The sequence below is a fragment of the Exiguobacterium sp. BG5(2022) genome, assembly GCF_031844365.1.
GTDB lineage: Bacteria > Bacillota > Bacilli > Exiguobacteriales > Exiguobacteriaceae > Exiguobacterium > Exiguobacterium profundum.
Map to the genome: position 1 here is coordinate 895,748 of NZ_JAUZVB010000001.1, position 20,355 is coordinate 916,102.

Genomic DNA, 20,355 nt, shown 5'->3' on the forward strand with positions numbered 1-20,355 from the left:
AGAAAAAAAGTGACGGCCAAACGATTGGCCGTCACAACAATCTAACTAGAGATTAAAGTGATTTTACTGCATTGACGACGTTGTCGACTGACATGCCGTATTCTTTCATGAGAAGGTCACCAGGTGCAGATGCTCCGAACTTGTCAATTCCTAGTACCTTACCACCGAATCCTACATATTTGTACCATCCAAGTGTCGCACCCGCTTCAAGTGATACACGTTTCGTGACTGAAGATGGAAGGACAGATTCTTTGTACTCTGCAGATTGCGCTTCGAAGAGTTCCCATGATGGCATCGAGACGACTGCCGCTTTCACGCCTTCTGACGCGAGCTGTTCACGCGCTTCAACGAGAACGTGTACTTCAGAACCTGTACCGAGCAAGAGAACGTCTGCATCTTTCGATTCACCCGCAACGACGTAAGCTCCTTTTGCTGCCGTTTCAATAGATGTACCTTCGAGTTCTGGTAACGCTTGACGAGTCAAGACGAGAAGTGAAGGAGTCGTTTTCGATGTCACCGCTTGTTTCCAAGCTGCAATCGTTTCTTTGCCGTCAGCAGGACGAAGAACAGAGAGGTTCGGCATCGCGCGGAAGCTCATCAAATGTTCGACCGGCTCGTGCGTTGGACCATCTTCACCGACTGCGATTGAGTCGTGCGTCAAGATGAACGTCGATGGAAGTCCCATAAGTGCTGCGAGACGGACTGCAGGACGGAGGTAATCCGAGAAGACGAAGAACGTCGCACCGTAAGGAAGAACACCACCGTGAAGGGCCATACCGTTCACAGCTGCCGCCATCGCGAACTCACGAACACCGAACCAGATGTTACGACCAGCTGGGTCTTCATCGAAGTCTACCGCACCTTTGATCATCGAGTTGTTCGATCCAGCAAGGTCAGCCGAACCACCAAAGAGTGTCGGTACTGCTTTTGCGATTGCGTTCAACACTTCACCGCTCGTTTGACGTGTTGCTTTTTTCGAACCGATTTCGAAAGTCGGCAACTCGCTATCCCAACCTTCAGGAAGGTCATTGTTCATCGCGCGCTCGAACTGTGCTCCGAGCTCAGGGTGTGCCGCTTTATACGCTTCAACGAGTTCGTTCCAGTCTGACTCATATTTCGCGCCAGGCTCGACAACTTTCTCGTTGAATAAGTCATATACTTCGTTTGGAACGTAGAATGACTCGCCTTCCCATTTGTAGAACTGTTTCGTCAATTCGATTTCAGCGTCTCCAAGTGGCGCACCGTGTGATGCCGATTTACCCGACTTGTTCGGTGAACCGAATCCGATGACCGTCTTGACTTCGATCAATGTCGGCTTCGACGTCTCTGCTTTCGCAGCATCGATCGCTTTTGCAATTGAATCGATGTCCGTTCCGTCTTCGACACGAATGACTTGCCATCCGTAAGCGTTGAAACGGTCTTCTACGCTTTCAGAGAACGACTTATGAAGGTCGCCATCGAGAGAGATATCGTTTGAATCGTAAAGAACGACGAGTTTACCGAGCTTCAAGTGACCTGCGAGGGAAGCCGCCTCCGCAGATACACCTTCCATCAAGTCTCCGTCACCGCAAATGCCGAACGTGTAGTGGTCAACGACGTTGAACTCGTCGCGGTTGTAAGTCGCTTCTAAGTGTTTCTCTGCCATGGCCATCCCGACAGCCATCGCAATCCCTTGTCCAAGTGGGCCCGTTGTCGCATCTACCCCAGCCGTGTGGCGGTACTCAGGGTGACCAGGTGTCTTCGAGTCCATTTGACGGAATGATTTCAAATCGTCCATCGACAAATCATAGCCAGACAAGTGAAGGAGCGAATACAAGAGCATCGATCCATGACCCGCTGAGAGCACGAAACGGTCACGGTTGAACCAGTTCGGGTTTTTCGGGTTGTGACGCATTTTATCTGTCCAAAGTGTAAACGCCATCGGGGCAGCGCCCATTGGCATCCCTGGGTGACCAGAGTTCGCTTTTTGGACTGCATCAATTGAGAGCGTCCGAATCGAGTTAATCGCTAATAATTCTTTAGTAGTTGTTTCCACTAATTTCATCCTCTCTGTGTTAAGAAGGTTTTCTACCCGTCATATTTTATCATACTCAATCGTGTGTCACAACTAATTAATTAGTATAACACATTTGATGAAATCGTTTCCTTCTATTGCATGAAATAGCATGTAATCCGTTCGTCTGATGCGTGTTCGTGTATAACAAAAATGCACATCCTATGCGAAATAGGATGTGCATTCGGTATCACTCACCGCGATAGCGCTTTTGATCTTCTTTCAACTTCTCTGGTGTAACGTCATTTCCATCTGGATCGACGACTTTCATACCCATCATTTGTGATTTGAACGATTGACGAAACGCCTTCAAATATTCTTGACGCAAGTCTTGTTGCTCGTTCATTTCTTCTTCAGACAGTCCTTCTGTCTTCGCTTTGTTGGCGAGGAAGTTGATTCGCTCCAATTGTCCTGGTGCTAACATATGACTCGCCCCCTCTCTAGTGAATTTGTTCTTATACTTTACAAAATCAGAGAGGAAGAATCAAGTTTCAGCAACCGACTGGTGCTCAAGATATCGTCGATTGACCGTTGCCTTCGAGACCTCATAACCAAATCCACGTAGCGTCGCCGCAATCTCAGCGAACGTCAAGCCACGTTCACGCAATTGGATAATCTCTTCGATTGGCACTTCAATTCGATGTCGCCCACCTTGATCATGATTTTGAATGTTGCGCTGTGGGTTAAATCCGTTAGCGACCGCACGACGCATCCCACGCGAGATTTTCGCATTGTGAATTTTTCGTTGATATTCTTCGACAACACTGACAATCTCCAATACCATCTTCTCTGCATCGGAAACGACATAGTCCGACGTAGACTGCATCGTCAGCAATCGCACGTCATGCTTCATTAAAGTATGCAAGATCGCAATCTTAGCATTCCCTCGTCCTAAGCGACTGTCGTCCGTGACGAGCACGGCATCGAGCTGAGAAGTGGATACATGGTCCAGTAAATCAAGTAGCCCTTGTCGATTGACTTCATAACCGCTCTCTTGCTCTGTGATGACATCTATGACGTCGGCCCCTAATCCCGAAGCCAGCTGCTGTAATTCTTCGACTTGCCGACTGAGTGATGTCTCTTGGGTAGACTTGTTCGTCGATACCCGGCAATAGATGACGACCCGCATCGCACCACTCCCTTTCATTGCATTCATTTGTTACGATACACAGTTTAAGATTGATTCGCAATGAAGAAAGATCACTCAGCGGCATACCATTTCATTTTTCGTTCGTTATGCTCTTCACGCTCTGCCATGATCTGTGCTTCGAGTGATTCTGCTTCGACGTACGCAACCTCTTCTTCGATTGTCCGCTCTGACGTGACGACCGGATCGACAACTTTTGGTTCCCCTCGCATTTCACCAGCCAAATAAAAAGCGAACATCCCGACTAAGAGCATCCCGACTAAAATGATTCCGTTGAGTGTATCTTTCATGATTACATTGCCTCCTGTATAAGAATATATGTTCGTTAGAACGTTTGTTCGTTTATCTGTTCTCATCATAAAACAAGAACCCGTGTTCGGTCAACACAAAAAAACGAACGAATGTTTGTACGCTCATGTGTTCTTGTGTTACACTAGACACATAAAGAATAGGATGCGATTGCAGGTTATTCGATTATATCGAGGTGAACATAATGAAAAAAATGTCAGCGCGACAACAGCAGATTCTTGATTTCATCAAAGACGAAGTACGGGCAAAAGGTTATCCGCCTTCTGTTCGTGAAATTGGAGAAGCGGTCGGTCTTGCATCTAGTTCGACCGTACACGGTCATCTAGATCGTTTAGAGAAGCGTGGATTGATTCGTCGAGATAAGACGAAGCCTCGCGCGATTGAAATTTTGACTGAAGATATGCCGACAATGGAAGAGCAAGAGTCCGTCATGTACGTACCGGTCATCGGGAAGGTCACTGCCGGGACACCGATCACCGCCATCGAGAACGTGGAAGAGCACTTCCCTCTTCCAGCACATATCGTCGGGTCAGATAATGTATATATGTTGTCTGTCTCTGGGGATTCGATGATCAATGCAGGAATTTTAGACGGAGACCGGGTGCTCGTCCGCCAGCAGAGCACGGCCGACAATGGAGAGATTGTCGTCGCCATGACGGAAGAAGGCGAAGCGACCGTGAAGCGAATTTACAAAGAAGCTTCGAAGGTCCGCCTTCAACCGGAGAACGACGAGTTAGAAGCGATGTATTTTGACAACGTCTCGATTTTAGGGAAGGTTATCGGTGTATACCGGACGATTCATTAATGGCTAGTGGCAAGACCCATACCCGTACGAATCTCGTGGCAACCGGAGCACTCGCGGTTGCCACGCCTTTTCTTGAAATCGATGTTCCGTTCTCATTGATCATCGGTGCCATCATCGGTACACTCTGGCTCTCCCCGGACCTCGATTTGAAATCAGACGCCTATTATCGATGGGGACCTCTCAAACTGATTTGGCTCCCTTACGTAAAGCTCATGCCGCACCGTTCGCTCTTCTCGCACTTACCTGCTTTGAGTGATGTGATTCGGATTGCATATATCGGGTTCCCGCTCGTGCTGCTTCTGCCCTTCACGGCTTACGAAGAGGAAATCCGCTCATGGGTCGACATTCATGGCATGTCCTTCTTTTTAGGGCTCGTGTTTGCGACGACACTCCATACGACGCTCGACTATACTTCAACGTTTTTCAAAAAAGCGTTTTAACCAACAAAGGACCATCTTCGTGAAGTACAGAAGGTGGTCCTTTGTTTTAATTGGAATGATAACGTGTTATAGGGTATCCATTTTATGAATGAAATGCTTAAACTAATACGACCCGATCTTTCCTGCACGCAAATTATCGAGATGAGTTGGAAGAAATCCGATATGGTCAAACTATGAAGGAGGAGAACTTGATGGTAAAAGCATTAAATGAGCTGATGGACTTTATCGAACAGCACTTAACGGAAGAACTTTTAGATTCAGAAATCACAAAAATCACCGGACTATCTGCTCACCATTTTAAGAGGATGTTTTCGTATATGTCAGGAATGACACTTCACACTTATATACGAAATCGACGGTTTTCTATCGCAAATGAAAAATTGGTTCATGGTTCAAGCGTAACAGAAATCGCATATCTCTATGGATATCAATCGGTCGAAGGGTTTTCCAGAGCGTTTCGAGATTGGTCTGGTCATTTGCCTTCTGAAGTCATGAAGAATCACATTCAAAAGTCGTTCCCTCGCTTCACGTTTTATATCGATATAAAAGGAGGAACATCAATGGAGTTCAAGTTAGAAGAGAAAGAAGCTTTTCAAATCGTTGGAGTTTCAAAGCGTGTCCCTATTCAATTCGAGGGAGTCAACGAAGAAATCATGGAACTAGCGAAGTCGATTACGGAAGAGCAACGGGCTCACATGCATGAATTGGGCAATTTATATCCGCATCGTGCCTTGAACGCATCGTTCAATTTTGATGACGGTCACTTAGAAGAAGAAGGTTATTTGACACATATGATCGGTTTCGCCACGACAAGAGAAATTAAGTATGACGATCTCGAAGTGATCTCAATCCCAAAAAGTTTATGGGCAATCTTCCCGAACACTGGACCATTCCCAAACACTCTACAAGAGACGATGGCAAGAACCTATGCAGAATGGTTACCTTCTTCGGGATACGCACTTCAAGACTTGCCAAGCATTTCATTTAGCAAAATAGAAACAGGATATGACAACGTATATAGCGAGGTTTGGGTCCCTGTGAAGGTTAGAGAAGAGCCGGAATCATAAAGATATCTCCGCTATTATGATTTATCAAAAAGAGTATGGAGCATCCCAAATTGAGGGATGCTCCATACTCTTTTATATATCTCTTCTATTTAGTAGAGCGTCATGTACTGATCGCGTTCCCACTCTGTTACTTGCATACGGAACATATCCCACTCGATTTCTTTCAACTCGAGGAAGTGTTCGCCGATATGCTCACCAAGTGAGTCCATCACAACTTTGTCCGCACGAAGGACTTCGAGTGCGTCGAAGAGTGTCGCTGGGAGATCGTCGATTCCGTTTGCTACACGCTCTGGCTTGTCCATCACGTAGATGTTGCTATCGATTGGTTTAGGTGCATTCAAATCTTTTTCGATCCCGTCAAGACCTGAAGCCAAGAGGGCAGCAAGTGCAAGGTACGGGTTCGCCGCTGGGTCAACCGAACGTACTTCGATACGAGTCGAGAGACCACGTGCCGCTGGTACACGTACGAGTGGCGAACGGTTACGTGCGCTCCATGCAACATAGCAAGGTGCTTCGTAGCCTGGTACGAGACGCTTGTATGAGTTGACAGTCGGGTTACATACTGCCGTGAAGGCACGAGCGTGCTCCAAGATACCGGCTGTGAACGCGCGAGCTGTATCTGAAAGTTCCATGTCGCCGTTTGGATCGTAGAAGACGTTTGTGTCGCCTTTGAAGAGTGACATGTTCGCATGCATCCCTGAACCGTTTACCCCGAAGAGCGGTTTCGGCATGAATGTCGCGTGAAGACCATACTTCGCTGCGATCGTCTTAACGACGAGTTTGAACGTTTGGATGTTATCTGCCGTCGTGACAGCATCTGCGTATTTGAAATCGATTTCGTGTTGTCCTGGTGCTACTTCGTGGTGTGATGCTTCGATTTCAAAGCCCATGTTTTCAAGTTCGATGACGATCTCTTTACGGCAGTTCTCACCGAGGTCAACTGGTGCCAAGTCGAAGTATCCACCTTGGTCGTTGAGTTCAAGAGTCGGACGACCTGATGCGTCTTTTTTGAACAAGAAGAACTCTGGCTCTGGTCCAACGTTGAACGCTGTGAAACCAAGTTTTTGCATCTTCTCAAGGTTACGCTTGAGTGTACCGCGCGGGTCACCGCTGAATGGTGTACCGTCTGGGTTATAAATATCGCAAATTAAGCGAGCAACTTTTCCGCTGCCATCTGTCCACGGGAAGACAACCCACGTGTTGAGGTCTGGATACAAGTACATGTCTGATTCCTCGATGCGGACGAATCCTTCGATTGACGATCCGTCAAACATCATCTTGTTATCAAGTGCTTTGTCCAATTGGCTGATCGGCACCTCGACGTTTTTGATTGTTCCGAGGATGTCCGTGAATTGAAGACGAATAAAGCGTACGTCTTCCTCTTGTGCGATGCGTTTAATGTCTTCTTTTGTGAACGTTTTTCTGGCCATGGTAAAATGTCCCCTCTCACATTGCGTAATGGTTGATGTGTGCGGCGTTATCGATAGAAACGTGAAAGCTCACCTTGAATGAGCGACGTCTTATTGAAACGACCGGCTTCTTGAAGCTGTGTTTTCAACAAATGATGTAACTCTTTTTCCGAAACCTTCGGTGCTTCACTGACCGGTGCGGCCGGAGCAGATGCTTCCGCTTCTTTTTCACCTTCTTGCTCTAACATGTGGCGAATCGCCGCCAAGTTAAAGCCTTGATCAATGTAATCCTTGATTGCGAGTAGACGTTCGACATCATTAAAGGAATAAAGTCGTCGTTTCGATTCCGTCCGACTAGGCGAAATCAGACCCTGTTCTTCGTAATACCGAATCTGTCTACCTGTCAGTTGCGTCAAATCTTGGACGATTCCAATCGGAAACAACGGGTTGGAGCGACGAAATTGATCGGCCATCCTTACCCCTCCTTTTCTGTCTCACAATGTGAGAATAATATATGACAACAATCCTGTCAATAGATGTTAAGAAAGTTAACATGACAGATTAGTTACAAATGTGTCGGCTGATTTTGGTCATTGAATTCGACCAATCCTTTACCGTGTAATTGGCTCAACGCCAACATGAGCGCGACTTTTACGTGAGCATACGTCAGACCACCTTGAACGTACGCCGTGTACGGTGCCCGAAGCGGACCATCGGCAGACAGCTCGATGGAAGAACCCTGAATGAACGTCCCAGCTGCCATGATGACGTCATCTTCATAACCCGGCATATAGGCCGGCACCGGTAACGCATGGGCATTGACCGGCGATGCCATTTGGATGCTCTGACAAAACGCAATCATCTTGTCGCGGTCACGGAACGTCACCGACTGAATCAAGTCCGTTCGTAGAGTCGTATAGTGGGGATCTGTCTCGAATCCGATCAAAGACAATAGACTTGCCGTCAAATGGGCCCCTTTTAATGCTTGTGCGACTGTATGAGGTGCCATATAGAAGCCTTGATACATCTCTTGAAGCGAGTAGAGTGAAGGTCCGGCTTCACTTCCGATACCTGGGGTCGTCATACGGAACGAACACCGTTCAATTAACTCTTTCGTACCAGCGATATAACCGCCCGTCTTCGCCAATCCACCGCCTGGGTTTTTGATGAGAGAACCAGCCATCAAGTCAGCCCCGACGTGCGTCGGTTCGATCGTCTCGACAAACTCACCGTAACAATTGTCCACGAACACATACACATGCGGATGTTCCGCTTTAATCCGTTCGATGGCCACTTTGATTTCATCGACTGGAATACTGCGACGATTCGCATACCCTTTCGATCGCTGAATCCCAACGAGTTTCGTCTCAGGACGAATCCGTTCGAGGACGCGGTCGATGTCGATTTCACGTTCCTCTTTTAATTCGACAGTATCGTAATGGACACCGAGTTCTTTTAACGAACCGCGACCATCGCCACGAATGCCGACAATCTCCTCAAGCGTGTCATACGGCTTCCCTGTGATATAGAGAAGCTCATCACCTGGTAGAAGGACACCAAACAAGGCAATCCCGATTGCATGGGTACCGGAGATGATTTGTGGTCGACATAGCGCGAGCTCGGCTCCAAACACATCCGCATAAATCGACTCGAGGGTGTCTCGACCGATATCGTCATATCCATATCCCGTCGTCGGATTAAAATGAAAATCCGACACTTTATGCTTTTTAAACGATTCTAGGACGCGATACTGGTTGAATTCGGCCGTCTCGTCAATCCTTTCGAAAAACGGTTTGACCCGTGCCTCCGCTTTTTTTACGAACGGCGCGAGCGCATCATAATGTTCAATCTTTTCTTGCCACATACTTACACCTCAAATTGTTTTAGCGTCGCATATAGACGCGTGTCTTCTCTCATATAACCTACTAATTCGACAGAACCGTCATCTAAAAAGCTCTCTTCAAGACGATACATCGCCTCTTTGGCCGGGTGGTAGTGTTCAAACGCCGTCACCGGGAGAATGACATGGACTTTTGTCAAAATGTCCGCAATCTTATCCTCGAGAGCACCTGTCAACGTCACGATATCTTCCGAGGCGATTGCCGAGATCAATAACGGTCCGCCGACGAAGTCTTCCGTGAGACGGTCTTTCTTATTATATACCTCGAGCTGAGGCACCTCACTCGCACCGAGTTCCTCTAATACCGCATTCGTCGTATCGATTTGATTCAGATAATGTGGGTTCGATGCATCGATGACATGAAGGATCAAGTCGGCACCGACAACTTCTTCTAATGTCGAACGAAACGCGGCAACGAGTTTCGTCGGCAAGTCACGGATGAAGCCGACCGTATCTGTGATCAGTACTTTCCCACCTCGCGGAAGTTCGAGCTCGCGCGTCAACGGGTCGAGCGTCGCAAACAATTCATCCTGCTCGTACGTGTCGGCATCGGTCAATCGGTTAAAGATTGTCGACTTCCCAGCATTCGTATACCCGACGAGCGCGACTTGGAATACCCTGTTTTCTTTTCGGCGTTCTCGGTAACGTCCACGGTGTGCGACTGTCCCCTCGAGCTGTTTCGTGATTTCATCGATGCGGCGCTTGATGTGACGACGATCCGATTCAAGTTTCGTCTCACCAGGACCACGCGTCCCGATTCCACCACCGAGTCGCGAAAGCTGTGTGCCTTGGCCGATGAGACGCGGCAGCAAATAGTTCATCTGCGCGAGTTCGACCTGCAATTTCCCTTCGCGCGATCGCGCACGGCTCGCAAAGATGTCCAAGATGAGCTGTGTGCGGTCAATCAACTTCATCTCATCTGGGTCGTTCAAGGCGATGCGAATGTTTTTCGACTGTGCCGGTGTCAATTCGGCGTTGAAAATCAATAAGTCCGGCTCGAACTGTTCGACGAGCATCGCGAGTTCCTCGATTTTCCCTTTCCCGATAAAGGTACGACGGTCGATTTGTTGACGCTTTTGGTCGAGTCTGGCAACGACTTCGCCTTGCGCCGTGTCCACGAGTTCGACGAGCTCGCCCATCGACTGTTCATATGTCCAATCATCGGTACTAGGCAACTGACAACCGACGATGACAACTTTTTCACGTTCAATCATGTAATCCCTCATTCCATAAAGTCTCACCTTCCATCTTACCACGAATCAGCGTATAGAGAACGTCCGTTTGTGGTAGGATAAAGGAAGAAGGAGGCTCGACCATGACGAAACGAAGAAAAGACTACCCGCTCCCGGAATTTATTGAAACGTACCTCTATCATCTCGGCGCCAGCGGTCGTCAACCCTCGACGCTTAAGCGATATCGCTACGACTTGATCGACGTGCATAAATACTTTCACGACCACAATGTCGAACTGAACGAACCGACGGACTGGTTAGACGTTCCGCTCGAATCGTGGAAGACATTCGTGAATGACTTCTTAATCGAAGAGAAGCACTATCAACAGGCGACCGTCGCAAGAATCGTCACGGTCATCAATAGCCTGACCCAATTTTTAAATCCGCTTCGTAAAAAGATGCTTGCCTATTCCCAACCGGCACATACGTTGACAGTCGACCAAGTCGCACTCGAATCTGAATTCGACCGATTCGTTCAAACGATTCGTTCGACGAGAGGACTGAGTGAGAATCAGCTCCAAGCTCATCCTTATCTCGTCAATCGGAACGAACTGATTGTGACGCTTTTCTATAAATATGGATTGCGTGTCCATCACATCATTCGTTTGCGAATGAGCGACTTGCATCTGGCCGATCACACCTTCGACGTGTATGATCGTCTCGGAAACCGTTTCACGTTGAAGCTGTCACAGGAAGATCAATCTTTGCTCATGAATTACCTGGCTGATATCCCGACCCCGGTACGACCACGTTGGTATTCAGAAGACCCGGTCTTCGTCTCATTCGATTTTGCCCGGATGACGTTCCGCTGGGTGTATGCGAAGAATCAACCGAAGCAATTGACGATCGTCATGATTACGAAAATGATGCGGCAGTTGAACGAACGAAGTGGACTCGCGCGCTCCGTCACGCCATCGATGCTTCGAAACGCCCATGTGTTGAAGACATATGCGGTCGATCTGACACCATCCGAGCGGATGAATATCACCTGTATGCATAAGGAATCTTCCCTCCGCCGGTATGAACAGGCGTATGAAGAGTTCGGAACTGAGTTATTTGAGTCAGACGAAAGACCCGCCCTCTCGTGAAGGGCGGGTCTTGGTCTGTACGATTTCAGGTTATCCAATGGTGCGAAGACAACTTGATCCTTACCATCTATAGTCAATCGATTTCTAACCTTGAGGTTTATATAACTTCTCGACACTCATCAATGTGTTGTTCTCAAAAGTCGCCTTATAGATATCCGGCATGTCGAGTTCTTTCCAAAATTCATATCCATATCGCGCATCAAAATAATTCAGCATGAGAACCATAATATTTCCATGTGTGCCGAGCACCACTTTTTTCCCTTCGTACGTACGGAGCAGTGATATGAGAGCCTCTACCCCTCTAGATTGAGCCTGATCGTTCGACTCTCCCCCTTCCCATGCGAACGCAGGATTTTTCCAAACGGTCTCCATCGCGCTTGTAAAGTCTTTAGCCGGTTCTGAAGTCAAGGTTCGCTCTCTCAAATCATCCGACACTACAACGTCCTGTCCAAGATAATCCGCGATGCCTTTTACGGTTTGAACGGCTCGTTTATATGGACTCGAAGTCACGATATCGATCCCCTCATCGATTAGAAGGTTTGTAATTTCAGCAACATCATGCATTCCTTTCTCAGATAACGGTCTGGCGAATTCGTCTGGTGTATAGGTAGAATGTGCATGTCTGACAAAATATATAGTTGTCATTCAGTAGTCCCCTTTTATAATGTCTCGTCGTTGTTTACATACGATGTCCAGCCTCATCATAAGCTTTAGAATGATGGTTTAGCTGCAAAAATTCATGTCGCAACAACCCGTAGACGACATGATCGACGTAACGGTCATACAGCCACTCCGCATCTCGAATGGCCCCTTCTTCCTTAAAGCCGAATCGTTCCGGAAGTGCCCGACTCTTCACATTCTCTGTCGCGACTCGGATCTCAATTTTATTTAGTTTCAAATCTTGAAACCCATACTCGATGATGGTCTCGAGCGCTTGACTCATGATGCCTTTCCCTTGAAACTCTTGTCCGAGCCAGTATCCGATTGTGCCACATTGAATACCACGATCGATTTCGTTAAATCCAATTGTTCCGGCCAGTGCTCCTTTATACATCAAAGCGAACGATTTTGGGCGCCCGCCCGTTTCAATCAACCCTTTGATTCGTCCCTCTATGTTCTGCTTCGAGTCTTCCACCGTCTCAATATAGTCGAGCCAGCCAAGCCACTCTCGCAAATAAGGCTTCGATGCAATCGTCAGCTTAAATAACTCGTCCGCATCGTCTGTATTGAACATTCTCAGTGTGACATCGTCATTTAGTTTATATTCAAGCATATAGTCCCATCCTTATCATTCATTATTTTTTCAATTCACTTTCGTAAAGTAAGCCACGCAATTGCTTTATACCCACTACCATCAAAGCTTGTTGAATCATTCCATCCTCCTACTATGACAATTTCACCCGTATGACAAGTTTACAGAATTAATCAAATTTTGTATAATTATTTTTATATCATTTTATGAAGAGGTGAAAATGTGTAAAAACGATTCGTCCAACCCACCAAATTGAATAGATTCGGAGGAGATTTGTGATGAAATCCTTTTACACACTGCTCGTTAGCCAATGGCTCGCAAACATTGGCGATGTCCTGTACATCGTCGCGCTCATTGCCTTGCTGTATCAACAAACTGGGTCCGCTCTGATGGCAGCCAGCTTCCCGATTGCCGTGACTGCCGGTATGACGCTCAGCGGACTCTTTTTCGCCCGCATCCTCAGTCGCTACTCTCTCGGGAAAACGCTCGTCCTGTCACAACTGATGAAGACGGTCACCCTTGTTCTCGTTCTCTTCACGGATTCGATTCTTATTCTCGGACTCGTCATGTGGATTGCATTCCTCGATGGGTTCGCACGTCCGATTCAAGCCTCGTTCATCCCAAGTTTGGCGACGAATCGTCAACAAGCGAACAGCCTCGTTCAAGGTTCCAATCAGTTCATCCAACTCGCGATGTGGCCGCTCGGGACGATGCTCGTCTCTCTCTCGTCTAGCGCCTTTGCGTTAATCGTTTCACTCGTTCTCTTCAGCCTTTCAACGGTTGTGACGATTTACTTCTATCAATCGCTTACGGAAGACATCGTCGATGATGGAACGGAGGAATCGATTACCTTACGCGATAGTCTTACTTATGTAAGAACGTCACCATTCGCTCATCGTGTGACTTGGTTTGTGACGTATGAATCATTTGTCAGCACGCTTTGGATTTCAGCGTTGCTCCTCGTCTATCTCGAGCGACATCTGCAAGTCGATACAGGCTGGTGGGGAACTCTGAACGCATCATTTTTGATTAGTATGATTGCGGCGAGTGCCTATCTTTATCGGTCTCGTCGAGCACCCTCGCTACCTTCGACTGCCGTCTTATCCATTGTTGCCGCCCTCTTGTTCGGCGTGACCGAACATCTTACGTTCGCAATTTTGGCGTTAGTGATTCAAGGGGCAGCCACACAAATGCGCATCATCCAGGCGAATACCGTCATTCAAGAACAGATCCCGACTGCGCGACTTCCCTATGTATATAGTGTGCAACAAACGGGATACGCCCTCGCATTCAGTGTGGGGAGTTTGCTTTTCGGTCTTCTTGCGGATGGACTACCGATCGATTCGGTTTACCTTCTCGGAGCACTTTTGACCCTTCCGTTGATTTGGATCGGACGATTGACTGAACAGTCTATGTTGACCGTATCATCTGTATAAACAAGAGGCGCCTTCTCTAAGAGAGGGCGCCTTATGTATAGAACTTTCCACCGAAGTATATGGTTGGACTTCCTTTTCGATTACAATCGAGTGAAATCACAGATGCAACGGTCGGTTCCGAAAGCGTGACGATTTCTAAAACTGAGTTCAGACCGCTAATGCGATAGTGCGTGAAGATTGTTGAGTCGTCATGTATCACTTCCCAAAATGAGAAACGCGTCTGTTTCAAAAAGTCTACATATCCCGATTGCTCGAATCGCTTGATCTGCGTTCCTTCGAACTCATCTGTCGGTTCATCCATGATCCCATCCGCAAATGACTCTTGAATGACCTCCATATAGATGACATCTTCGAAACATAGTTTTACATTGATCACTTCTCGTTGCGAATAAACGCCATCCACTTCGACTCGTTCACGGAATTTCGTGTTTCGCTTCTTCAGGTGATCGAGTAACTTCACTTGAAAGGTCAGGCGACTCGATTCTAAATCATGCTGAAAATCAAACACGTGAACCATACCTTTATAGAAGAATAAGTCTTCAAACTTCATTGTCCCTTCCCCTTTTTGTCACTTTCGTATTGAAATACTCCGACGCCAAAACCTTGCTTTATATCTCCTAAAATAAACAGTGACATAATGCACGCTTCGGTCTCAATCATAAATCGAAATTCTTCTAATTCTTCTCTTGTCTCAATCATTGTAACCAATTGTAGCTGTTCACTTTCAGATACATTGGAAAGATTGCATGTCAACATATAGTCATTCGACCATATCCTTCTCCCATGATGTTCGATACTGTACTCACACTTTGTCTGTTCTGCCCATCCCTTGAAATCAGATAAAAATCGATTATTCTTTAAAATTGACTGAAACGAAGTGACATCCAATATATGTAATAGTTGGGATGAGAACGCCGCTGCCGATTTCACTTTTGGTAACCCAAATTCCCTCCAGTTACTATCCGACGGTAGGTTAAATAGATTTTCTTTCTTTAGAGAAAACGAATCAGGGTCATGAAACTCGCGACTGTAAGCACTTAGAAAATCAACTGTCGAGATGCGTCGTTTATCGAGATCGATCCGTGTCTGAGTTGAATAGATTTCACGACGATACGGATCATACAACAAGAAAAGTTTTTCCTCTATGTAAACGCCTAACGGCAAGGTCAAATCAATGTACCGAAGTCGTACTAATTGTGACTTTGTGACAGTCACATCAAGTTCACAATAATCTGTAACTCGATATGAATCGACAGGCAATCGACTAAAATAGTCTGTTTTCAATGTGAACAGATCCATTGTCTGAAATGCGTTCACCTTTAGATACTCAACGTATATTTCATCAAAATTCAAATTAGATTCCCCTTTCTCATAATGGATAAGACAACCTGTAGCGATTCATATCGTATACTAAAAGAAACAAATGATCGGAGTGATTTCCATGTCGAAACTTTCACAGGAAGAAACCATCGAGTTACTAAACACCTTAGAGTCTCGCTTTACCGAAAACGTTGAACGTCATCCTGACGCCGTCTGGTCAGACGTATTGGAACGAATTCAGATTAATCAAGACAAGTTGACCACCCTCGCTTTGATGGAAGAGACTGGCGGAGAACCGGACGTGATTCGACTCCCTAACGGAGACCTCGCTTTTTGCGACTGTTCAGCCGAGAGTCCGAGCGGTCGAAGAAGCCTCTGTTATGACGAACCAGCGCTCGAGGCACGTAAGAAGAACAAACCCGCCGGAAGCGCGGTCGCCCTATCTGAACAGATGGGCATAACCCTTCTCGATGAAGAAACATACCGACACTTACAAACGCTCGGTGCATTCGATTTGAAGACGTCAAGTTGGATTCAGACACCGGACACCATTCGTCAAAAAGGTGGCGCCCTGTTCTGCGACCGTCGCTATGATCACATCTTCGTCTACCACAATGGTGCAGATTCCTATTATGCCGCTCGAGGATTTAGAGGAATGATCACGATTTAAGCAAGGCATTGCGCCTTGCTTCTTTTTTATTGCAATAACCAACTAAAGACTTTCGGAATATATATGATGAAAAATAAGCTGACAGGAATCACTGCGAAAAGCCTTAATATCCACGTATATTTACCCTTGAACTTCCTGAAGTAGAACAGCAACGCACCAAACGCAATCGCATTTGCTGTCAAATTCGGTTCTTCTATACCGTTCTCAATCCATTGCTTGAAAAAAATCTTCCATCCAGGAAAGCGTTCGAGGGCGAACGACTCGTTGAAACTCGGTGTAAGGTTGTATTTCAGCCTCACAAACCAGGCTCCTATATAGACAAAGATGAATAAGAGCGCGTAACACATCAGTACAACGTTCCACAATTTCCCTTTCCAACTCTCACTCCGAAAGTACAAGACGCCAATCAAAATCAGGACACTAAATATCACATTTATTATGAATGGTGGTGAAATCGTCAGGATCGAAAACGTCTCTCGATCTAACACCATCCCCACTTGAAAGATCCCTTGCTGAAACATAGCCTTTCCTCATTTCTGAGATGTACTAATTCAATCAAAATACGGTAATTGAAATATTAAGAAATACGCTATATTTCGATTTACTTCATCCATACCCTATTTGAATATACTCGATTTCATATACAAATCCACCAAAAAACTGCAGACAGATCGTCTGCAGTTCTCATTTATGCGTGTAGTGTCACATTCAACTCTTCCGCGACTGTTTTAAACGCTTCGAGTGCCCGTTCGAGGTCATCACGTGTATGTTCCGCTGTGACGATGGTCCGGATACGGGCTTTCCCGCGTTCGACCGTCGGGAAAGCGATACTCTGTGCGAATACACCATGCTCTTTCAACTTGTCCGAGAATGTATGCGCAAGCGTCTCTTCGCCGAGCATGACCGGTGTGATCGGTGTCGTCGCATGTCCGATATCGAAACCAAGGTCACGTAAACCGTTTTTGAAGAACTCGGTGTTCGCCCATAGCTTGTCGAACAGCTCTTCTTCCTCTTTCATCACACGGATCGCTTCACGGTTCGCCGCCACGACTGCCGGTGGATGTGATGTCGAGAAGAGGAACGGGCGACCTTTGTGGATCAAGTAATCCCGAATATCTTGTGAACAGGCGACATAGCCACCGAGGACACCGATCGCTTTTGAGAGCGTCCCGACCTGAAGCGCGACACGACCGTCCAAACCGAAGTGGTTGACCGTTCCGCGACCGTTCTTCCCGAGAACGCCAGATGCGTGAGCATCATCGACCATGACCGCAGCGTCATACTTCTCGGCGAGTTCGACGATGGCCGGAAGCGGTGCGATGTTCCCGTCCATCGAGAACACACCGTCCGTCACTACAAGACGTGTGCGATAATCTTGTGTCTCTTTCAACGCCTTCTCCAAGTCTTCGAGGTCGACGTGTTTATAGATACGTCGAGCCGCTTTCGTGAGGCGAATCCCATCGATGATTGACGCATGGTTGAGGGCGTCACTGATGACGACATCCTCCGGTCCAAGCAGTGCAGACAATACCCCGAGGTTCGTCGCGAATCCTGATTGGAAGACGAGTGAGGCCTCCGTATGTTTGAACTCCGCGAGTTCGCGCTCAAATGCTTCGTGCATCTCGAACGTTCCGGCAATCGTACGGACTGATCCCGTTCCTGCGCCGTATTGCTCGACCGCTTCAATGGCTGCCTGTTTCAAGCGCGGGTGGTTCGCAAGTCCGAGATAGTTATTTGACGACAGTTGGACGAGTGACTTTCCATCGATTGTCACTTCATTCCCTTGTGCTGATTCGAGTGGGACGAGCTTACGGAACGTCCCTTGTTCTTTCATCTCGTTGATTGCTTCTGTAATATGTTCAAATGCCATGTTGTTTCCCCCTTTATGGTATTAAGACGACCTTCCCACATTTCCCTGCCCGCATGAGTTCGAATCCTTTTTCGAACTCCTCGAGCTTGAAGACGTGTGTGATGATCGGTTCGACGTTCAGCTGACCCGTCGCGAGCATCGTCGAGACCTGGCCCCACGTCTCATACATCTTACGTCCTGTGATCCCTTGGACGCGGACCCCTTTAAAGACGACGTCCCGTGTGAGATCGATGGCGACCGGACGGGCCGGGAGTGACAAGACGTTGACGTCCCCGCCTGCCGTGACCAACTTAAACGCTTGATCGATGGCAATCGGATGACCGCTCATCTCGCAGACGACATCGATTCCGTCCCCGTCGGTCTCACGTTCAATCAATTCGAGCGGATTCTCCTCTAAACTGTTGATGACGACATCGGCCCCCATCTTTTCGGCAAGTTGTAAGCGATATGGATTGACGTCAATCGCATAGACACGACTCGCCCCTGCTGCTTTGGCGACACCGACCGCCATGAGTCCGATTGGGCCACAACCGACGATGGCGACCGATTTAGCTGACACATCACTCGCCAACACCGTGTGCACCGCATTCCCGAGCGGTTCTTGAATCGATGCCAGTTTCGCTGGCATCGACTCCGGGTTCACCCATAAGTTCTCTTCGGGCATGACGACGTATTCTGCGAAGCAGCCTTGCGTGTCCACCCCGATGATTTTTGTGTTCTTACAGATGTGGTACTGCCCGCGCAAACATTGTTTACACTGATGACAGACGATATGCGTTTCAGCAGACACCGTCTGTCCGACTTTGATTCGCTTCGTCCCTTCTCCGAGCGCCACGACTTCCCCCGAAAATTCATGACCAAATACGTATGGTGGTTTGACGCGGCTCTGTGACCATTCATCCCACTCATAGATGTGGACATCGGTCCCGCAAATCGATGTCGCTTTGACTTGAATGAGTACTTCTCCAGGTCCTGGTGTCGGAACTGGTACGTCGACCAGTTTTGCCCCAAACCCGGCCGTGTGTTTTTGAATCGCTTTCATTACTGGTGTCGTTGATTCCGTCTCTTTGGTTGACACAAGTTGTTCCATTGAAAACGTCCCCCTCTTGTCTCTAATGATCGAACGATACGTTCTTTATCATCTTGTCATAAAATGACGAAACTGAGAAGATAGAACGTCCGATTTACACAAAAAAAGAGGAGCCATCCGCGCCGATGGCTCCTCTTCACAAGAATAGGACCTATGTCCCGACCGCTCATCGCGGCTCAATGATGAGCTTGATGGCAGTACGTTCCTCTCCGTCAATCATAATATCAGTAAAGGCCGGAATGCAAATCAAATCGAGACCGCTTGGCGCGACGAAGCCTCGGGCAATCGCGACGGCTTTGATGGACTGATTCAGTGCACCTGCCCCGATCGCCTGTATCTCACACGTTCCTTTTTCACGTAGCACACCCGCTAAAGCACCCGCAACGGAGTTAGGGTTCGATTTTGCCGAAACTTTGAGTACGTCCATTCTTGTTTCCCCCTCGGGTAGGTTGTTCAATCAAACCAGACGGTCTGATCATCTAGGTGTATTCGTTCGATTTTTGTCGCTCGTTTCGTCTGATCATCGATTGTAATGAAAACTCCATTAAGTTGTTCCCGTCCCTCGGCAACTTCAAACCGAACTGGGAGTTGTGTCATAAATTTTTTTAAAACAGTCGACGCATCCATTCCGAGTACCCCGTCTAGTGGACCGGTCATGCCGACGTCTGTAATGTAGGCCGTGCCGTTCGGTAGGACACGCTCGTCCGCTGTCTGCACGTGTGTATGTGTCCCGACAACGGCTTGAGCGCGACCGTCGAGATGATAGCCCATAGCGATTTTCTCGCTTGTCGCCTCAGCATGGACATCCACAAAAATCGCATCGACCTCATCGCGCACTTCTTCGACGAGACGGTCGACGGTACGGAACGGACAGTCAAGAGACGGCAAGAAGACATTTCCCATGACATTGATCACGGCCAATTTCTTCCCATTTTGTTTCAACTTCATCATGCCAACCCCAGGTGTCCCGTCCGGATAGTTGGCCGGACGGACGATCCGGTCGGCGTCGTCGATCCAATCAAAGATATCACGGTTGTCCCACGTGTGGTTTCCCATCGTTACCCCATGAAAGCCGAGCTCCAAAAACTGTTGGTAAATCTTTTTCGTAAGACCACGTCCATTTGCTGCATTCTCACCGTTGACGAGCATGAACGTCGGGTTGTATTTGTCTTTCAAGCGTCCGATTTGTTTCGTCAATATATCACGACCTGGTTTCCCGACCACATCACCGATAAATAAAATTTTCATATAAAGTCCTCCCTCAAAC

General features: G+C 47.5%; 23 protein-coding genes. 6 read left to right on the forward strand and 17 right to left on the reverse strand.

Features of this window, described 5'->3' with window-relative positions; translation table 11 throughout:
* Positions 1–52 precede the first annotated feature (52 nt).
* The 4 genes from tkt to Q9R25_RS04640 form a co-directional block, all read right to left on the reverse strand.
* The gene (gene tkt, locus Q9R25_RS04625; protein WP_074036867.1) at positions 53–2,044 is read right to left on the reverse strand and encodes a transketolase; all 1,992 of its coding nucleotides are present in this window, start codon (positions 2,042–2,044) and stop codon (positions 53–55) included.
* Between the two features lie 199 nt (positions 2,045–2,243).
* Positions 2,244–2,477: a DUF896 domain-containing protein gene (locus tag Q9R25_RS04630; protein ID WP_196430815.1), complete on the reverse strand. Its 234-nt coding sequence runs from the start codon at positions 2,475–2,477 to the stop codon at positions 2,244–2,246.
* A gap of 60 nt (positions 2,478–2,537) precedes the next feature.
* Complete coding sequence (locus tag Q9R25_RS04635; protein ID WP_031423490.1) at positions 2,538–3,182, reverse strand: YneB family resolvase-like protein; 645 nt, start codon at positions 3,180–3,182, stop codon at positions 2,538–2,540.
* Between the two features lie 71 nt (positions 3,183–3,253).
* Complete coding sequence (locus Q9R25_RS04640; RefSeq protein ID WP_074036863.1) at positions 3,254–3,490, reverse strand: hypothetical protein; 237 nt, start codon at positions 3,488–3,490, stop codon at positions 3,254–3,256.
* A 203-nt stretch (positions 3,491–3,693) separates the two neighbouring features.
* Here Q9R25_RS04640 and lexA point away from each other — a divergent pair, with 203 nt between their 5' ends.
* The 3 genes from lexA to Q9R25_RS04655 all read left to right on the forward strand — a co-directional run bounded on the left by lexA (position 3,694) and on the right by Q9R25_RS04655 (position 5,821).
* Complete coding sequence (lexA, locus tag Q9R25_RS04645; protein ID WP_031423487.1) at positions 3,694–4,314, forward strand: transcriptional repressor LexA; 621 nt, start codon at positions 3,694–3,696, stop codon at positions 4,312–4,314.
* Positions 4,314–4,754, forward strand: a complete 441-nt coding sequence (locus tag Q9R25_RS04650; protein ID WP_031423485.1) for a metal-binding protein — start codon at positions 4,314–4,316, stop codon at positions 4,752–4,754. Before lexA ends, Q9R25_RS04650 begins: the two co-directional genes overlap by 1 nt.
* 191 nt (positions 4,755–4,945) lie before the next feature.
* Positions 4,946–5,821, forward strand: a complete 876-nt coding sequence (locus Q9R25_RS04655) for an AraC family transcriptional regulator (RefSeq protein ID WP_214781344.1) — start codon at positions 4,946–4,948, stop codon at positions 5,819–5,821.
* A gap of 89 nt (positions 5,822–5,910) precedes the next feature.
* On the opposite strand, the gene glnA is transcribed toward Q9R25_RS04655, so the two are convergent.
* From glnA to hflX, 4 genes are all read right to left on the reverse strand, one after another.
* A complete protein-coding gene (gene glnA / locus Q9R25_RS04660) occupies positions 5,911–7,251 on the reverse strand; it encodes a type I glutamate--ammonia ligase (protein ID WP_047795243.1) in 1,341 nt (446 codons plus the stop codon).
* Between the two features lie 47 nt (positions 7,252–7,298).
* Positions 7,299–7,703 (reverse strand): MerR family transcriptional regulator, encoded by a 405-nt coding sequence (locus Q9R25_RS04665; protein ID WP_031423479.1) that lies wholly within the window; start codon positions 7,701–7,703, stop codon positions 7,299–7,301.
* Positions 7,704–7,795: 92 nt separating this feature from the next.
* A complete protein-coding gene (locus tag Q9R25_RS04670) occupies positions 7,796–9,094 on the reverse strand; it encodes a methionine gamma-lyase family protein (protein ID WP_196430819.1) in 1,299 nt (432 codons plus the stop codon).
* A gap of 2 nt (positions 9,095–9,096) precedes the next feature.
* Positions 9,097–10,344, reverse strand: a complete 1,248-nt coding sequence (hflX, locus tag Q9R25_RS04675) for a GTPase HflX (protein WP_311282864.1) — start codon at positions 10,342–10,344, stop codon at positions 9,097–9,099.
* A 101-nt stretch (positions 10,345–10,445) separates the two neighbouring features.
* On the opposite strand from hflX, the gene Q9R25_RS04680 reads away from it, so the two are divergent.
* Positions 10,446–11,450: a tyrosine-type recombinase/integrase gene (locus Q9R25_RS04680; RefSeq protein WP_311282865.1), complete on the forward strand. Its 1,005-nt coding sequence runs from the start codon at positions 10,446–10,448 to the stop codon at positions 11,448–11,450.
* A gap of 84 nt (positions 11,451–11,534) precedes the next feature.
* On the opposite strand, the gene Q9R25_RS04685 is transcribed toward Q9R25_RS04680, so the two are convergent.
* Positions 11,535–12,095 carry a histidine phosphatase family protein gene (locus Q9R25_RS04685; protein ID WP_214690814.1) on the reverse strand — a complete coding sequence of 187 codons (561 nt, stop codon included), beginning with the start codon at positions 12,093–12,095 and terminating at the stop codon, positions 11,535–11,537.
* Between the two features lie 34 nt (positions 12,096–12,129).
* Positions 12,130–12,723, reverse strand: a complete 594-nt coding sequence (locus tag Q9R25_RS04690; protein WP_311282866.1) for a GNAT family N-acetyltransferase — start codon at positions 12,721–12,723, stop codon at positions 12,130–12,132.
* A gap of 257 nt (positions 12,724–12,980) precedes the next feature.
* On the opposite strand from Q9R25_RS04690, the gene Q9R25_RS04695 reads away from it, so the two are divergent.
* The gene (locus tag Q9R25_RS04695) at positions 12,981–14,138 is read left to right on the forward strand and encodes an MFS transporter (protein ID WP_311282867.1); all 1,158 of its coding nucleotides are present in this window, start codon (positions 12,981–12,983) and stop codon (positions 14,136–14,138) included.
* 31 nt (positions 14,139–14,169) lie between these two features.
* On the opposite strand, the gene Q9R25_RS04700 is transcribed toward Q9R25_RS04695, so the two are convergent.
* Together Q9R25_RS04700 and Q9R25_RS04705 are read right to left on the reverse strand one after the other, a co-directional pair.
* Positions 14,170–14,688 carry a hypothetical protein gene (locus tag Q9R25_RS04700; RefSeq protein ID WP_311282868.1) on the reverse strand — a complete coding sequence of 173 codons (519 nt, stop codon included), beginning with the start codon at positions 14,686–14,688 and terminating at the stop codon, positions 14,170–14,172.
* Positions 14,685–15,491, reverse strand: coding sequence for a hypothetical protein (locus Q9R25_RS04705; protein WP_311282869.1), 807 nt, complete (start codon positions 15,489–15,491; stop codon positions 14,685–14,687). The genes Q9R25_RS04700 and Q9R25_RS04705 overlap by 4 nt, the downstream gene beginning before the upstream one ends.
* A gap of 88 nt (positions 15,492–15,579) precedes the next feature.
* Between Q9R25_RS04705 and Q9R25_RS04710 the strand changes: the two genes are divergently transcribed.
* Entirely contained in the window at positions 15,580–16,128 is a 549-nt protein-coding gene (locus tag Q9R25_RS04710; RefSeq protein WP_078147039.1) for a DUF4256 domain-containing protein, read from the forward strand.
* Between the two features lie 26 nt (positions 16,129–16,154).
* Here the strand turns inward: Q9R25_RS04710 and Q9R25_RS04715 are convergent, their stop codons facing one another.
* From Q9R25_RS04715 to Q9R25_RS04735, 5 genes are all read right to left on the reverse strand, one after another.
* Positions 16,155–16,649 carry a hypothetical protein gene (locus Q9R25_RS04715; RefSeq protein ID WP_311282870.1) on the reverse strand — a complete coding sequence of 165 codons (495 nt, stop codon included), beginning with the start codon at positions 16,647–16,649 and terminating at the stop codon, positions 16,155–16,157.
* A gap of 167 nt (positions 16,650–16,816) precedes the next feature.
* Entirely contained in the window at positions 16,817–17,998 is a 1,182-nt protein-coding gene (locus tag Q9R25_RS04720; protein ID WP_074036841.1) for a glycine C-acetyltransferase, read from the reverse strand.
* Between the two features lie 13 nt (positions 17,999–18,011).
* The gene (gene tdh, locus Q9R25_RS04725; RefSeq protein ID WP_215243861.1) at positions 18,012–19,088 is read right to left on the reverse strand and encodes an L-threonine 3-dehydrogenase; all 1,077 of its coding nucleotides are present in this window, start codon (positions 19,086–19,088) and stop codon (positions 18,012–18,014) included.
* A 166-nt stretch (positions 19,089–19,254) separates the two neighbouring features.
* A complete protein-coding gene (locus Q9R25_RS04730) occupies positions 19,255–19,515 on the reverse strand; it encodes a stage V sporulation protein S (protein WP_012726477.1) in 261 nt (86 codons plus the stop codon).
* A 26-nt stretch (positions 19,516–19,541) separates the two neighbouring features.
* Complete coding sequence (locus Q9R25_RS04735; protein WP_159562409.1) at positions 19,542–20,336, reverse strand: TIGR00282 family metallophosphoesterase; 795 nt, start codon at positions 20,334–20,336, stop codon at positions 19,542–19,544.
* Positions 20,337–20,355 lie beyond the last annotated feature (19 nt).